Annotated in this window: 13 protein-coding genes; 7 read left to right on the top strand and 6 right to left on the bottom strand. The window is 28.7% G+C overall.

Going from position 1 to position 15,998, the window contains the following annotated elements; translation table 11 throughout:
• Nucleotides 1–14 precede the first annotated feature (14 nt).
• From hpf to I6E17_RS00350, 5 genes are all read right to left on the bottom strand, one after another.
• Nucleotides 15–563, bottom strand: a complete 549-nt coding sequence (gene hpf, locus I6E17_RS00370; RefSeq protein ID WP_235234883.1) for a ribosome hibernation-promoting factor, HPF/YfiA family — start codon at nucleotides 561–563, stop codon at nucleotides 15–17.
• 182 nt (nucleotides 564–745) lie between these two features.
• Nucleotides 746–1,444 (bottom strand): ABC transporter ATP-binding protein, encoded by a 699-nt coding sequence (locus I6E17_RS00365; protein ID WP_176829082.1) that lies wholly within the window; start codon nucleotides 1,442–1,444, stop codon nucleotides 746–748.
• The gene (locus I6E17_RS00360) at nucleotides 1,437–2,603 is read right to left on the bottom strand and encodes an ABC transporter permease (RefSeq protein ID WP_176829081.1); all 1,167 of its coding nucleotides are present in this window, start codon (nucleotides 2,601–2,603) and stop codon (nucleotides 1,437–1,439) included. The genes I6E17_RS00365 and I6E17_RS00360 overlap by 8 nt, the downstream gene beginning before the upstream one ends.
• A 138-nt stretch (nucleotides 2,604–2,741) precedes the next feature.
• Nucleotides 2,742–3,359 carry a beta-class carbonic anhydrase gene (locus I6E17_RS00355; RefSeq protein ID WP_176829080.1) on the bottom strand — a complete coding sequence of 206 codons (618 nt, stop codon included), beginning with the start codon at nucleotides 3,357–3,359 and terminating at the stop codon, nucleotides 2,742–2,744.
• A gap of 71 nt (nucleotides 3,360–3,430) precedes the next feature.
• Nucleotides 3,431–6,205, bottom strand: a complete 2,775-nt coding sequence (locus I6E17_RS00350) for a M16 family metallopeptidase (protein ID WP_235234882.1) — start codon at nucleotides 6,203–6,205, stop codon at nucleotides 3,431–3,433.
• A 214-nt stretch (nucleotides 6,206–6,419) separates the two neighbouring features.
• On the opposite strand from I6E17_RS00350, the gene I6E17_RS00345 reads away from it, so the two are divergent.
• The 6 genes from I6E17_RS00345 to I6E17_RS00320 all read left to right on the top strand — a co-directional run bounded on the left by I6E17_RS00345 (nucleotide 6,420) and on the right by I6E17_RS00320 (nucleotide 14,796).
• The gene (locus I6E17_RS00345) at nucleotides 6,420–8,045 is read left to right on the top strand and encodes a putative glycoside hydrolase (RefSeq protein ID WP_235234881.1); all 1,626 of its coding nucleotides are present in this window, start codon (nucleotides 6,420–6,422) and stop codon (nucleotides 8,043–8,045) included.
• A 135-nt stretch (nucleotides 8,046–8,180) separates the two neighbouring features.
• Nucleotides 8,181–9,038: a tRNA pseudouridine(55) synthase TruB gene (truB, locus tag I6E17_RS00340; protein WP_235234880.1), complete on the top strand. Its 858-nt coding sequence runs from the start codon at nucleotides 8,181–8,183 to the stop codon at nucleotides 9,036–9,038.
• A 25-nt stretch (nucleotides 9,039–9,063) separates the two neighbouring features.
• Nucleotides 9,064–10,875 carry a translational GTPase TypA gene (typA, locus tag I6E17_RS00335; RefSeq protein ID WP_176829077.1) on the top strand — a complete coding sequence of 604 codons (1,812 nt, stop codon included), beginning with the start codon at nucleotides 9,064–9,066 and terminating at the stop codon, nucleotides 10,873–10,875.
• Between the two features lie 177 nt (nucleotides 10,876–11,052).
• Nucleotides 11,053–11,319: an HPr family phosphocarrier protein gene (locus I6E17_RS00330; protein ID WP_176829076.1), complete on the top strand. Its 267-nt coding sequence runs from the start codon at nucleotides 11,053–11,055 to the stop codon at nucleotides 11,317–11,319.
• A gap of 88 nt (nucleotides 11,320–11,407) precedes the next feature.
• Nucleotides 11,408–13,138, top strand: coding sequence for a phosphoenolpyruvate--protein phosphotransferase (gene ptsP / locus I6E17_RS00325; protein WP_235234879.1), 1,731 nt, complete (start codon nucleotides 11,408–11,410; stop codon nucleotides 13,136–13,138).
• Between the two features lie 158 nt (nucleotides 13,139–13,296).
• The gene (locus I6E17_RS00320; protein WP_235234878.1) at nucleotides 13,297–14,796 is read left to right on the top strand and encodes a cobyric acid synthase; all 1,500 of its coding nucleotides are present in this window, start codon (nucleotides 13,297–13,299) and stop codon (nucleotides 14,794–14,796) included.
• Nucleotides 14,797–14,894: 98 nt separating this feature from the next.
• Here the strand turns inward: I6E17_RS00320 and I6E17_RS00315 are convergent, their stop codons facing one another.
• A complete protein-coding gene (locus I6E17_RS00315) occupies nucleotides 14,895–15,110 on the bottom strand; it encodes a hypothetical protein (protein WP_176829073.1) in 216 nt (71 codons plus the stop codon).
• Between the two features lie 167 nt (nucleotides 15,111–15,277).
• Here I6E17_RS00315 and I6E17_RS00310 point away from each other — a divergent pair, with 167 nt between their 5' ends.
• Entirely contained in the window at nucleotides 15,278–15,967 is a 690-nt protein-coding gene (locus tag I6E17_RS00310; RefSeq protein WP_176829072.1) for a helix-turn-helix domain-containing protein, read from the top strand.
• The last annotated feature ends 31 nt before the right edge of the window (nucleotides 15,968–15,998 follow it).

The following is a 15,998-nucleotide window of genomic DNA, read 5'->3' as shown; positions in this document are numbered from 1 at the left end:
ATTTATATTACTTTTTATTTTTCTAAAGTAGGTTCAACATGTCCGTAGTTTCCATTTCTTTTCTTGTAAACTACATTCATTTCTTCTGTATCGCAGTTAAAGAATACATAGAAGTCTTTTCCTAATGCTTCCATCTGAAGAATTGCTTCTTCTAAATTCATAGGTTTAGCTTCAAGAGCAACTTTTACAACTTTTTTAGTTGCTTCTGATGATACTGTGTTAGTAGCAGGATCAAATTTAAGACTTCTATGAGACACAACATCTTTATTATCTCTTAATTTTTCTTTATATTTTTTAATTTGTCCTTCAAGTACATTTGCAGCTTTATCTATGGCAACATATAAATCACTTTCTGTTGATACTGCTTTTAGTATATTTCCATTAGCGTTTGCTATTACTTCCGCTGTATGAGATGGTCCTTTCTTTAATTTAACTGCAGATAAAGTAACTGTAATATCTCCTAAATTATCAAAATATTTGTCCAGTTTCTCCATCTTTTTGATTGCATAATCATTAATCGGATCTGTTATTACTAAGTGTCTTCCTAATACTGTAATTTTCATAAAACATCACTCCTTGGTCACTGTCAGTTAAACCTGAAAGTATTTCTTGTGTTACTTTTATATTCGTTGTTTATTTAAAATTTCCTTTTTTTTATAAAAAAATTTTTTTATTTATATAAAAAACTAGAAATTCTAATAAATTTTCAGAACAAACAAAGCCATAAACAAAAAAATTTTATTTATTAAATTTCCTGAGTTTTTCCTTCTAAAAAAAGCTTTCCTCCCTTAAGATAGTATTTTTTATCAGTAATATTTGAAAGTTCTCTTGAGTGTGTAACAACTATTATTGTTTGCTTCTTCTCAACATTTATTTTTTTAAAAAGATTATGAATATTATTACTTGTTTCTTCATCTAAATTTCCTGTAGGTTCATCTGCCAGAAGAATTTCAGGATCATTTATAAGAGCCCTTGATATTGCCGCTCTTTGTTTTTCTCCTCCTGAAAGTTCACTTGGTTTATGATAAAATCTATTTTCAAGTCCAACTTCTTTTAAAAGTCTTTTTGCTTTTTCCTCTGTTTCTTTTTTATCTCCTCCTTTTAAAAGGGCTGGTAGCATTACATTTTCCAATGCTGTAAATTCAGGAAGAAGATAATGAAACTGAAAAACAAAACCTATTTTTTTATTTTTTATCTCATCTACATTTTCAGAATTTTTTCTGTCTATTTGTTTTTCTTCTATAAATATTTCTCCACTATCAATGGAATCAAGCATTCCTATTACATTCAAAAGTGTTGATTTTCCTGATCCTGATTTTCCTAAAATAGAGATAAACTCTCCCTCTTCCACTTTTAAATCTAAATCTTTTAATATATGAATATTTTCTGTTTTCCCTTTATAAATCTTATTTATTTTTTTCAGCTCCAAAGCTGTTCTACTCATGTCTTAACGCCTCCATTGTCTCCATTTTTCCTGCTCTATATGCTGGAAAGACACTTGATAAAAATATAATACCTATATTCACACATATAATTGTTATTATCTCTTTCATAGATAACTCCACAGGTATTTTAGTAAGATAATAAATATTAGTTATTCCTGATATAGAATAATTTTCTACATACCATAAAGTTCCTAGAGACAATAAAGTTCCTACACATATTCCTATCCCTCCTAAAGTCATTCCTTCTAGAAGAAATATTCTCATTATTGTTTTTTTAGAAAATCCCATAGCCCTCATTATTCCTATATCTTTTATTTTTTCTCTTACGAGCATATTCATTATTACCCAAACAACAAATCCTGCTATTATAACAATAAGAGAGAATACTACTATCATAACAGTTTTTTCAAGAGCAAGAGCTGAAAGAAGATTTCTGTTCTGGTCTCCCCATGTTCTGCTTAAAAAACCATATTTTTCAAATATTTTATCTGCTATTTCTTCTGCTCTGTATGGATTATTCAATGTAACTTCAAGACTTGTAACATCATTTTTATCAAGATACATTAAATATTGTGCTGTTGCAAGAGGAATTATTACCATATTTACATCATAATCATAATATCCACTTTCAAAAACTCCACCTATCACTAAAGGGAGTTCTTGATTTTCTGCAGAAACAAGAGTTATTTTATCGCCAATTTGTGCTCCAAGCTGATTATATAACTCTTTTCCAATAAGAATTATATTTTTCTTTTCAGAATCCATTTTTCCATAAACAATTTTTTCACTAAGATTAAGCCCTTTTTCTGCTTTTTTAAAATCAATTCCATCTACTTTTACTCCAGATACATGAGTTCCATAAATTCCTGTATATTTTATTATTCCTTGTGTTGACACTTTAGGAATTACACCTTTTACTCCATCAAGTTTTTCAATTTTTTCTACAAGTTGTTTATAATTATCTTCTCTTTCAATATTTGCAACTGAAACATGACTTCCCATTGAAAGAATACTATTTATCATATTTTTATCAAGCCCATTAGCTATCCCTATTGACACCATAAGAACCGTTATACCAATTGTTATCCCTAGTATTCCTATAAGGCTTTGTTTTTTCTTTTCAAGTATATGTTTTTTAGCTATAAAAAATTCAAGCATTTTTGCTCCTCTCTCTTATTTTTTTATCTTTCGTATAGTATATCATAGTTCTTTAAAAACAAAAGTAGATTTTCTTTATATAATATAAAAAAGCTGAAAATAAATTCCAAAAGAACCTATCTTCAGCTTATATTAATTTTAATGATTTTCTTGTTCTTTAAGACTTTCCTTATATGCTTCAACAGCATCCCAACCGTTTATTCTTAAGAAAAGAGCTCCTGTTTTTGGATCTATAAGAAGTCCATGAACTGCTACATCTTTAGGCATTAAAGGGTGATTTCTTACTTTTTCTACACTTTCAATAAGAGAAATTTCAACAGAATCAAAACCATAAAGCCATTTATTTACTTTTATTCCTGCATTGCTTAAAGTATCAATCGTATTTTTTGAAATTCCTCTGTCCAGCATTTTTTGAATAGTTTTACTTGGATCTATTCCACTCATTCCACAATGAAAATGCCCAACAATATAAACTTCTTTTACATCAAATTCATAAACACAAACTATAATGCTTCTCATAGCACTTCCAAAAGGATGAACTATAACTCCCCCAGCATTTTTTATAAATTTTGCATCTCCATTTCTTACATTCATAGCTTTAGGAAGAAGTTCTGTAAGTCTTGTATCCATACATGAAACCACTACCATTTTTTTATCAGGATACTTTGTTGTATCAAAAGCTTCATATTCTTTATTCTCTACAAACTTTTTGTTAAATGTCAGTATCTCCTCTAAATTTTTATTTTTTTCAACCAAATCAAACACCTGCCTTTTTACTTATTTTTATGATTTTGTTATAAAAAATTATTTTTTGTTCTTTAAAAGTATTATTCTTCTCTTTCTGGTATTAATATTACTTGAATGAAGTCAGTTTTGTCAATCATTTTTTTAAAGAAAGGTCTTAAATTATCTTCTTTCATTTTTTCTTCAAAAACTTTAGGAGAGTAAGGCTCGTAATTTTCTCCTTTTTTTAATTTTTTATCCAAATAGTTAAACCAATAACTATTTTGTTTCTGACTGTCTTCATATACAATTTTATAATTTTTTATCACACTTTCAAGTGAAGATTTTTTTATTTCACCATTTATTAGATTTTCAACTTCTTTTTTCACTGCTGCAATAATTTCTTCTAATCTTTTAGGATCAGTTGAGAATCTTATTTGAAGATATCCGTTTTCATTTCTGCTTATAAAAACACTTGGAGAAATTCCATATACTCCCCCTAGCTTTTCTCTTACTTCATCTATAAGATTTATTCTCAAGACATCTTCAAAAGTTTGTGCCATATATGCATTTTCCTGAGAATATTCTGCTTTAATCGGATAATAAAGAGAAACTTTTACTTTCTTATCCACACCTTTAATAACTGTTTCTTTAACTTCTTTTTCAGGATATTTTATATCAAGAAATTGTTTTTCCTCTTTATCTTTTTCTATATTATTCACAGGAAGTGAAGCAAAATATTTTTCAAGTATTTCTTTCGCTTCCTTTTCATTTATAGAGCCTAATATAATTCCTTTAAATCCATCAAAATTAGAGAATTTATTGTTATACTCCTCTTTCATTTTTTCAATAGATATTTTATTTAAGTCTTCTGTTGTAATCATTCTCTTTCTTATATCATTTTTAAAAAAGATTTCTGTTATTTTGTCTGAATACATAGCTGCAGGAGAATTTTTTCTATTTTCAAGCATTTCTTTTACACTAGCTGTCATATATTTGTACGCTTCTTCAGATAGTTTTGGCTCTCTTGCTGTATAGTAAAAATAATCAAGAGCTGTTTCTAAATCTTTTTCATTTGATACGACTACAAATCCCTGTTCAAAATCATTTATATAGGTTTGAACAAAAAATTCTTTTCCTTTCATAAATCTTTCAATATCTTTATATTCAATATTTCCTGCTCCTGATTGATCTATAAGGTCTGTTGCAAATTTTGAATTAAGATACATAGTATCATTATCCTTTAGACTTCCTTCTCTCTTAAACAGTTTTATATAAATTTTATCTTTTTCAAAATCTGTTTTTTTATATAAAAATTCTATTCCATTTGAAAGTTTTATTTTTTTATAATTTTCAAATTCCTGAATTTCATTTATTTTACCTTTTTCTATTTGAGGCTTTTTAAGAATTAAATTAAAATTTTGCTCTTCTCTTTTTAAAACAGGTTTGTCTTTTGCTTTAAGAATAATATTTTTAAGTTCTATTTCATTTGGGACTTTTATATTTTTATCTTCAGGAGCAAAAAGAATTATAGAATGTTTATCTTTATAAAACTTTTCGGCTCTCTTTTTTATATCTTCAGCTGTTATGTTTTTAGAAAATTCATTATAATATTCAAGAATTTGATAGGCATCTGCAAAAATATTTCCTTTTAAGAAAACTTCTCTTATATTTGAAATTAGTTCTTCATTTTCTAAGCTGTCTCTATTTTTTAAAGCATCTTCAAAAATACTTTTTAAATTTTCTTTTTCAAGATTAAGCTCTTCTTGAGAAACACCATTTACTGCAAAATCTTTTATAATTCCTATTGAAGTTTCTATTCCTTCTTGAATTTTATTTTTATTAAGAACTGCAAAAAAGGTATTAAGTCTATCTTTTGAAAGTTCCATATCATAATATCCACCTTCATAAATAAAATTTTCCCCTTTTTTGATTTCATCATTTATCTTGTTTGAAACAAGAAGTTTGAAAAGAATATTTTCAAAATAATCCTTTACTTTTTCTTCATTATTAATAAAAGAATAATCTTCTCTTCCTGTTATTTCAAGAAGAACATAAGTAAGTTCTTTGTCTTTAAATATTACATATCTATTATCAAGCTCTTTAAGTCTGTATTCCTCTCTTGGAATAAATTTTCTTGTTTCGTTATAATCAAAATATTTTTTTATAATATTTTCAGCATAAGGAACATCAATATCTCCCACCATAACAACAGCCATATTTTCTGGATGATACCATCTGTCATAATATCTTTTTAAAACATCTCTTTTTGTTCCTGATATTATATTCATATCACCAATAGGAAACCTTTTTCCATATCTTGAATCATCAAAAAGCTCTTTCTGAAAAACTTTAAGTATTCTTTCTGAAAGTCCTTGTCCTAATCTCCATTCTTCTTTTACAATATCTTTTTCACTGTCTATATCCTCCTGCTTAAAAGTAGGTTTTAAAGTCATTTCTTTTAAAACTTCTATTCCTTTTTCAAATTTTTCTTTATCATCTGTAGGAATCTGAATTTTATAAACAGTTTCATCAAAGCCTGTATGGGCATTAAGGTCTCCTCCAAAGTTAAGTCCTATTGATTGATAATACTTTACCACTTCATTTCTGCTATATTTCTCTGTACCATTAAAGCAAAGATGTTCTATAAGATGCGCCATTCCAAGTTGATCATCGTCTTCCTGAAGAGAACCTGCTTTTACAAGTACATTTACCGATACTCTGTTCTCAGGCATTTTATTTTTATAAATGTAATATGTCATTCCATTTTGTAATTTTCCTATTACAAGTTCTTTAGGATTTTCTACTTTTAGCTGTCCAAAACTTACAATAAATATAAGTAAGAATAAAAAAGCTGATATTTTTTTTCTTATGTTCATTTTTTCCTCCGTTTCATAAATCATGCATTTTTATAAAAACTTTTAATTTTTATTTCTTACCACTTGTTATATAAAAATTATAACTTTACTGTTTACAAAAGTCAAAAATATTAAATTTTTTCTTAAAACAGAATTTTTTTGCCTAAAACAGCAGTTAATATGATATACTATAATCCTAATAATTTAGATTAAAATATATATCAGGAGGATTACTTTGAAATTTTTTAATAAAAAAACTTTTATCACTATTCTTTCTATAATAGCTATCTCTTTAACTGCTGCATCTTGCAGAAACAGCAGTGGAGAATCAATCCCTGCAGAAAAAGTTGAAGTTTCTGTTCCTGCAGAAAAAATTCCACCAAAAGAATTTTTATACACAACAAAATTAAAAACAACTGTACTAGACTCCCCTGAAACTAAAAAAATTATTGATACATTAGGACAAAATACAAGAGTTCTTGTTACAGAAAGAAAAGATATAGAAATCATAAAAGAAAATAAAAATGAAGTTCAAAAAGGAAATACAAATAAAGTTATTCCTGCGAAACCTAAAAAAGTTGAAAAGCCTTTTGTCAATGATGATGAAAAGGTAAAAATAATTTTTACTGAAAAAACTGAAATTTCTAAGAAAGAAGAAGTTTCTCTTCCAGAAAATAATTTACAAGAGCCTAAAGAATATGAACATTGGGTTCATGTGAAATACAGAAAAGACTTAAAAGAAAAAGATGGATGGATTTTGGAAAAAAATCTTCATTCAGATGCATTAAAAAATCTTCCAAAATCATGGAAAGGAATGCAGCTTAATAATTTCCCAGAAAAAGTTGAATTTCCAGATAATCCAAGAATTGATGTAAAAGGAGTTTATCTTACTGTTTATTCTGCTTCTTCAGAAAGAAAACTTGATTCTCTTATTCAGCTTGCAAAAGAAACAAATATAAATGCTTTTGTAATTGATGTAAAAGATGATGGTGGACAACTTCTTTGGAAAATGGATGATTCTATTTTAAAATATAATCCTAAAGCCTTTTCAAAAGTTTATATTAAAGATATAAATTCTTTTATAAAAAAATTAAAAGAAAATAATATTTATACTATTGCAAGAATTGTATCTTTTAAAGATCCTGTATATGCAAAGCAAAATCCTGATAAAGCAATTATTGAAAAGAAAACAGGAAAACCTTTTATGAATAAAGATGGCATAATTTGGGTTTCTCCTCATGATAAAAATCTTTGGGAATATAATATTGCTGTTGCAAAAGAAGCTGCTAAAGTAGGATTTAATGAAATTCAGTTTGACTATGTAAGATTTCCTGCATCAAATGGCGGAAAACTTGATGCATATCTTGATTACAGAAATCCTGAAAATGATTCAAAGCCTGTTACAATTCAAAAATATCTAAAATATGCATGGGAAGAACTTACTCCTCTTCATGTTTATATAAATGCAGATATTTATGGTCAAATAGGAACTTTCAGAGATGATATGGGACTTGGACAATATTGGGAAGCTATAAGTGGATATGTTCATTATATTTCTCCTATGATGTATCCAAGCCATTATATAAATGGAGCATATGGAATTTCTGTTCCTGATGCAGAACCTTATAAAACTATTTATTACTGTACTCTTGATTCTGTAAATAGAAATGAAAACATAGATAATCCTGCTGAGATTAGACCATGGATACAAGATTTTACAGCAAGATGGGTTAAAGGTCATATAACTTATGATGTAAAAGAAATAAATGCACAAATAAAAGCCTTAGAAGATTTAGGAATTCACCAATATCTTTTATGGAGTCCTAGCAACAGATATCATATGGAAAAAATAAAAAAATAAAATTATATAAATACTGAACTTTAATTTTTAAAACAGAACATAATAAAAAAAAGAGAGCAGACCTCTCTTTTTTTATTTTAATCTTATGTTTTTTATGATATAATTATCTCTGACTTATAGAACGGAGTTGATTTTTTGGAAGGAATTATTAATGTTAATAAACCAAAAGGCATAACATCCTTTGATGTTATCAGAAAACTCAGAAAAATTTTATCTCTGAGAAAAATAGGACACACAGGTACTCTTGATCCTATGGCAGAAGGAGTTCTTCTTGTCTGTGTAGGAAAAGCAACAAAACTTGCTCAAGATATTGAAGCTTCTTCAAAAGAATATATTGCTGGTTTTGAACTTGGATATAAAACTGATACATATGATACAGAAGGTACTGTAACAGATAAATCAGAAGTTTTTTCTGTAAGTTCAGAAAAATTTACAGAAGTTTTAAAAAAGTTTACAGGACATATAAAGCAAGTTCCTCCTATGTATTCTGCTATAAAAATTAATGGCCAAAAACTTTATGATCTTGCAAGAAAAGGAGAAATCATTGAACGGGAAGCAAGAGATGTCTTCATTGAAAATATTGAAGTCTTAGAGTTTGATGGAAAAAAAGGGCTTCTGAAGTGTAAAGTTTCAAAAGGAACATATATTCGTTCTCTTATATATGATATTGGGGAAGAACTTAAAACTTTTGCAGTTATGACTTCACTTGTAAGAACAAAAGTAGGAGTAAAAACTATTGAAGATAGTTTTACTCTTGATGAAATTGAAACTTTGAAACATGAAGGAAATACAGATTTTATCACTTCTATTGAAAATTATTTTACTTATCCAAAAATCACTATTTCAGGAGAAAAAAATCATACACTTTTTTTAAATGGCAATACTCTTATCTTTAATGGAAATGATGGTATGTATAGAGTTTATTATGATAACCATTTTCTAGGGCTTGCCTCTTTAAAGAATAATCGTTTAAAAGGATATAAATATTATTAATTATATAATAAGGAAGGAATATTTTATGAAAATTAAAAACATCGCAATTATTGCCCATGTTGACCACGGTAAGACAACTCTTGTTGACTGTCTTTTAAGACAAGCTGGGGTATTCGGGGCACATGAATTGGAAAAAGTTAGTGACAGAGTAATGGACTCAAATGATATTGAGCGTGAAAGAGGAATTACAATTTTCTCTAAAAATGCTTCTGTTAAATACAAAGATTATAAAATCAATATCGTAGACACTCCAGGGCATGCTGACTTTGGTGGAGAAGTACAAAGAATAATGAAAATGGTTGATTCTGTTATTCTTCTTGTTGACGCTTTTGAAGGACCTATGCCTCAAACAAAATATGTTCTTAAAAAAGCACTTGAACAAGGACACAGACCAATCGTTGTTGTCAATAAAGTTGACAGACCAAATGCAAGACCAGAAGAAGTTTTATACATGGTATACGACCTATTCTTAGAACTTAATGCTAATGAACATCAGCTTGAGTTCCCTGTTTTATATGCTTCTGGAAAAGGAGGTTTTGCTAAAAAAGAACTAGATGATCCTAGTGAAAATATGGTTCCTCTTTTTGAAACTATATTAAGTGAAGTTGATGATCCTGAAGGAGATGAAAATAAACCTCTTCAATTCCTTATCACTAATATAGAATACGATAACTATGTTGGACAACTTGCTGTAGGTAAAATTCATAACGGAAAAATAAGAAAAAATCAAGAAGTTATGTTAATAAAAAGAGATGGAAAAATGATAAAAGGAAAAGTTTCTCTTCTTTATGGTTACGAAGGACTTAACAGAGTTGAGATTCCTGAAGCTACAACTGGAGAAATCATTTCTATTGCAGGACTTTCAGGACTTGATATCGGAGAAACTATTGCTGATGTTAATGATCCGCAAGCACTTCCATTAATAAGTATTGATGAACCTACACTTGCTATGACTTTTATGGTAAATAACTCTCCTTTTGCAGGAAAAGATGGAAAATATATCACATCAAGAAATATTTGGGACAGACTTCAAAAAGAACTTCAAAAAAATGTAAGTATGAGAGTAGAAGCTACTGACTCTCCTGATGCCTTTACAGTAAAAGGAAGAGGAGAACTTCAATTATCTATACTTCTTGAAAACATGAGAAGAGAAGGATATGAAGTTCAAGTTTCAAAACCAAGAGTTATTTTTAAAGAAATTGATGGAAAAACTTATGAACCTGTTGAAATAGCTGTTGTAGATGTTGATGAAACATTTGCAGGAGTAGTTATTGAAAAGCTTGGAGGAAGAAAAGGAGAACTTATTTCTATGACTCCTGGACAAGATGGATATACTCGTCTTGAATTCAAAATTCCTTCAAGAGGTATTATCGGATACAGAAATGAATTCTTAACTGACACTAAAGGATCTGGAATATTAAACCATTCTTTCTATGATTTTGAACCATTCAAAGGACCAATTTCAGGAAGAAAGAAAGGTGTTCTTATCGCAACTGAAACAGGTGTTTCTGTTGCTTATGCCTTAAATGCTCTTCAAGATAGAGGAGAAATGTTTATAGATCCAGGAGTAAATGTTTATGAAGGAATGGTTGTTGGAGAACACAGTAAAGAAAATGACCTTGTTGTAAATGTATGTAAAACAAAAAAACTTACAAATACAAGAGCTGCTGGTTCTGATGATGCTGTAAAACTTGCTCCTCCAAGAAAACTTACTCTTGAACAAGCACTTGATTATATATCTGAAGATGAATATGTAGAAGTTACTCCTAACTTCATCAGATTAAGAAAGAAATATCTAACTGATAATGAAAGAAGAAGACATTTTAATAAAAATTAATTTGCTCTATTATTAATCAATCTATGGTAAAAATTTTAATTTTTCAGCAATAAGCCCGCTTAAAAGGTTGACAAACGGAGAAAAATCATATATCCTATATTTGCTGTTTAAATTAATTTTTATTTGTATAAATGTATAATTCAAAGTAATTTTAATATTTTAGGAAGGTGAAAAAAAATGGCATGTAGCAAAACTGTAGAAATAACAAATGAAACTGGTCTTCACACTAGACCTGGAAATGAATTTGTTAGTTTAGCAAAAACTTTCTCTTCAGCAATTGAAGTTGAAAATGAAGAAGGAAAAAGAGTTAAAGGAACTTCTCTTTTAAAACTTTTATCTTTAGGTATTAAAAAAGGAGCAAAAGTTACTGTTCACGCTGATGGTGCTGATGAAACTGAAGCTGTTGAAAAATTAGCAGAACTTCTTGCTAACTTAAAAGACTAATTAAACTCCAGAGAGGAATATTGTATACTCTATTCCTCTCTTTTTTTTCAAAGAATATTCTATTTTATTATAAAGGAAGGTATTTAACATGGGTAAAGTAATAAAAGGAATTCCTGCATCACCTGGAATTTCTGTTGGAAAAGTTTATTTATATAAAGAAAATGAACTTTTCATTGATACAAACGAAGCTAAAAACCTAGAAATAGAAAAGGATAAACTTCTTCGTGGAAGAGAAATGACTAAAGCACAACTTCTTGCGATTAGAGAAAAAACAGCTAAAAATTTAGGAGAGGATAAAGCTGCCATATTTGATGGACATATTACTCTTTTAGAAGATGAAGATCTTTTTGATGAAGTTATAGAACTTATAGAAGATGAAAACATCACTGCTGAATATGCTCTTGAGCAAGGAATAAATGGATACTGTGAAATGCTTGCAAATCTTGAAGATCCTTATTTAAGAGAAAGAGCAGCTGACTTAAAAGATATAGGAAAAAGATGGCTTTATAATGTAACAGGAACTGAAATAATTGATTTATCAAATCTGCCTAAAAATTCTGTTGTAATTACTAAAGATCTTACTCCATCTGATACTGCACAGCTTGATCTTGAAAATGTAATTGCCTTTGTAACTGAAATTGGAGGAAAAACTGCACATTCATCTATTATGGCAAGATCTCTTGAACTTCCTGCTGTTGTAGGAACTGGTTCTATATGCAGTGAGGCTTCTACAGGAATGGATATTATAGTTGATGCTATTGAAGGTATTGCTATTATCAATCCTGACGAAGAAGAATTGAAAATATACACAGCTAAAAGAGAAGAATATTTAGCTGAAAAAGAACTTTTAAAACAACTTAAAGATAAAGATGCTGTTTCAAAAGATGGTATCAAAGTAGGAGCATGGGCAAATATTGGATCTCCTAAAGATGTAGCCGGACTTTTAAGAAACGGTGCTCAAGGAATTGGACTTTACAGAACTGAATTCCTTTTCATGAATAATGACAGATTCCCAAGTGAAGAAGAACAGTTTGAAGCTTATAAAACTGTTGCTGAATCTCTTGAAGGAAAACCTGTAACTATAAGAACAATGGATATTGGAGGAGACAAATCTCTTCCATATATGGAACTTCCAAAAGAAGAAAATCCATTTTTAGGATGGAGAGCTTTAAGAGTTTGTCTTGACAGACCTGAAATATTAAAAACTCAATTCAGAGCTTTACTTAGAGCTTCTGCATTTGGATATATAAAAATCATGCTTCCTATGATTATATCTCTTGATGAAGTAAGAAAATCAAGAGCAATCTTAAAAGAATGTATGGAAGAATTAAGAGCTGAAGGAATTGCTTTTGATGAAAATATTCAGCTTGGAATAATGGTAGAAACTCCTGCTGTATGTTTTAGAGCAGCATCATTTGCAAAAGAGTGTGACTTCTTCTCAATAGGTACTAACGACTTAACACAATATACATTAGCTGTAGACAGAGGAAACGAACAGATATCTCACCTATACAACTCATATAACCCTGCTGTATTACAGGCAATAAAATGTGCCATCGACGGAGCTCATGCTGGAGGTATAACTATCTCTATGTGTGGAGAGTTTGCCGGTGATGAAAATGCTACTGCAATATTATTTGGAATGGGACTTGATGCTTTCTCTATGTCAGCTATTTCAGTTCCTAGAATTAAAAAAAATATCATGTCACTTGATAAAAAAGAATGTGAAAAATTAGTAGAAAGGGTTCTTGAGCAGACAACTGCTGAAGAAGTGTTAAAGACAGTAGCTGAGTTCAACAAAACAGTTTATGGAAAATAGTCTATAGTCCATAAGTACAAAATAAAAGAGGTGTGGGAAAAGCCCCCCTCTTTTATTTTGCATTTTTTTATAAATAAGAAAAAAAAATTCATTTTTATGAAAATTTATATTATACTATAGGAAAAAGAGTTAATTTCATTTTTAACAGAGGTGACAAAATGCATAAAAAAATAATGTTACAAGGTACAGGTTCATCTGTAGGAAAATCTATACTTACTGCAGGTCTGTGCAGAATTTTCGCTCAGGACGGATATAAAGTTGCTCCTTTTAAATCTCAGAATATGGCTCTTAATTCTTTTGTTGATATTGACGGAAAAGAAATGAGCAGGGCTCAAGTTGTTCAAGCAGAAGCATGCAATGTTGTTCCCCGTGTTTTTATGAATCCTATTCTTCTAAAACCTACGGGAGGAGAAGATTGCTCTCAAGTTATTCTTGAAGGAGTTCCTTTCAAAAATATGAGTGCACAGGAATATTATAGCAATTCTGAAAAATTTAAAAAAATTGCTCTTAAAAATTATAACAAACTAAAAAAAGAATTTGATATATGTGTTATGGAGGGAGCTGGAAGCCCTGCAGAAATAAATTTAAGAGATGTAGACCTTGTCAACATGGGAATGGCCGAACTTGTAAATGCTCCTGTAGTTCTTATAGGAGATATTGAAAGAGGAGGAGTTTTTGCTTCAATATATGGAACAATAATGCTTCTTGATCCCCCTGACAGAAATAGGATAAAAGGATATATCATAAATAAATTCAGAGGAGATGAATCTCTTCTTGAAAAAGGTATAGCACAAATGGATGCTGCTTTAAAGAAACATGGAATTGATGTTCCTTGTTTAGGAATTATTCCTTTTACTAAAATAAATCTTGAAAAAGAAGATAGTTATACATACGATTCTCTTTCATCTCATTCTCATGAAAAAGATATTAATATAGCTGTCATAAAATTTGACAAACTTTCAAATTCTACTGATTTCACATCACTTCTTATGTATGATGATGTAAATTTACAATATATTGAAACAGCAGATCAGCTAAATGATACTTTTGATATAATTATTCTGCCTGGAAGTAAAAATGCTATTTATGATTTCAGCCTTATAAAAGAAAGAAAAATAGCACAAAAAATAAAAGAACTTGCTGATATGGGAAAAATAATTATAGGTATACATAGTGGATTCCAAATGCTTGGAAAAAGCATTAAAGATTTAGAGCAAGTTGAAAGTTCATATCTTAAAATTGAAGCTCTTGGTCTTCTTGATATTACTACAAAAATGGAAAGTAAAAAATATACACAGCAAGTAAATAAAGTTCTTCAAAACTGTACTGGAATACTTAAAGGATTTAATGGAATGAAAATAAATGGTTATGAAATTCATCAGGGAGTTACTACAGGAGATAATAGTTGTTCTGTTGTAGAAGATGGTGGTTTTAGTCTTGTATGCCGTGATAATATTATAGGAACATATATACATGGTATTTTTGATTCACCTAAATTTACAAGAAAACTTTTAAATAAAATAAGAACAGATAAAGGTCTTTCTCCTCTTTTTGATTTTATGAGCCTTGAAACATATAAAGAAAAAGAATATAAAAGACTTGCTAAAATTATGAGAACACATCTTGACATGGATAAAATATATTCTATTTTAAAATAAAAGTTTTTTATTTTTTCTATCTATATTTATAGATAATTTATAAAGAAAAAATTCCGAGATTTTTGTCTCGGAATTTTTTTGGAAATTTATTTAAAAATTTATGCACTTTTCTTGCTTACTTGTATTTCAGTATCTAAAAATAATTTCTCTAAATATTTTAAAGTTCTATCTATATTATTGCTTTTTAAAGATACTTTTTTATCTCCATATAAAAATTCTATACTGAAAATACCATTACTTTCATGTATGTCACATACTAAAACCATATTTCCTATGAACATATTCCATTTTTTATCTTTTATTAGTATTTTCATATTATTACCTCCATAAAATATCTATTAATATCACTGACAGGTTATCTTTTTTTATATATACCCATTATAATATTCTTACCTATATTTGTCAATAGATTTTTTATTTTGTTGCATTCTATTAAAATTTATAGTACAATTAACTATGAATAGATGTAAGGAGGCATAGTATGGACTTTATTACTTTTTTGAAATCAAGAAGAGAACAACTTGGATACAGTCAAAATAAATTTTCTAAACTTGTTAATATAACTCAATCATATTTTAATTCTATAGAAAGAGGAGAGGTAAAAAATCCACCAAGCAGAGAAGTTTTAGAAAGAATTGCTGAAGGACTTGAGCTTAATTCAGAAGAGAAAAAACAAATGTTTTATCTTGCTGCTATTGAAAGAACTCCTCAAGTAATACTTGATACTCTAAATGAGCTTGAAGAAGAACTAAAACTTAAAACAAAAAATAATATGCAAGATTTTCTTGGAAATTCTGAAAATGCAATACCACTTTTTGAAAGAATTTCTGCAGGGCCTGGAGCTTTCAGTGATGATGAAATCACAGATTATATTGTCCTTCCAGGTTTAAAAAACAGTAGCAGTCTTTTTGCTGTAAATGTTGTGGGAGATTCTATGGAACCAACAATAAAAGATGGCTCTATTATAATATGTAAAAAAAATATTGAAATCAGAAATGGAGAAATAGGGGCATTTTTTATTGATGATCAAGCTTATGTAAAAAGATTAAAAATTACTAAAAATTATATTGCTCTTATAAGTGACAACCCTAATTATGCGCCTATTTATATAGGGCCTGGAGAAAATTTCCATGCAGTTGGAAAAGTTATTAAAGTTCTAAGTGATATTTAGAAAACAAAAAAGCTAGGATATTTTAAAGTAT

This window comes from Fusobacterium perfoetens, from assembly GCF_021531595.1.
GTDB lineage: Bacteria > Fusobacteriota > Fusobacteriia > Fusobacteriales > Fusobacteriaceae > Fusobacterium_B.
The sequence above is the reverse complement of the archived record's forward strand: the minus strand, read 5'-3'. Positions and strand labels throughout refer to the sequence as shown.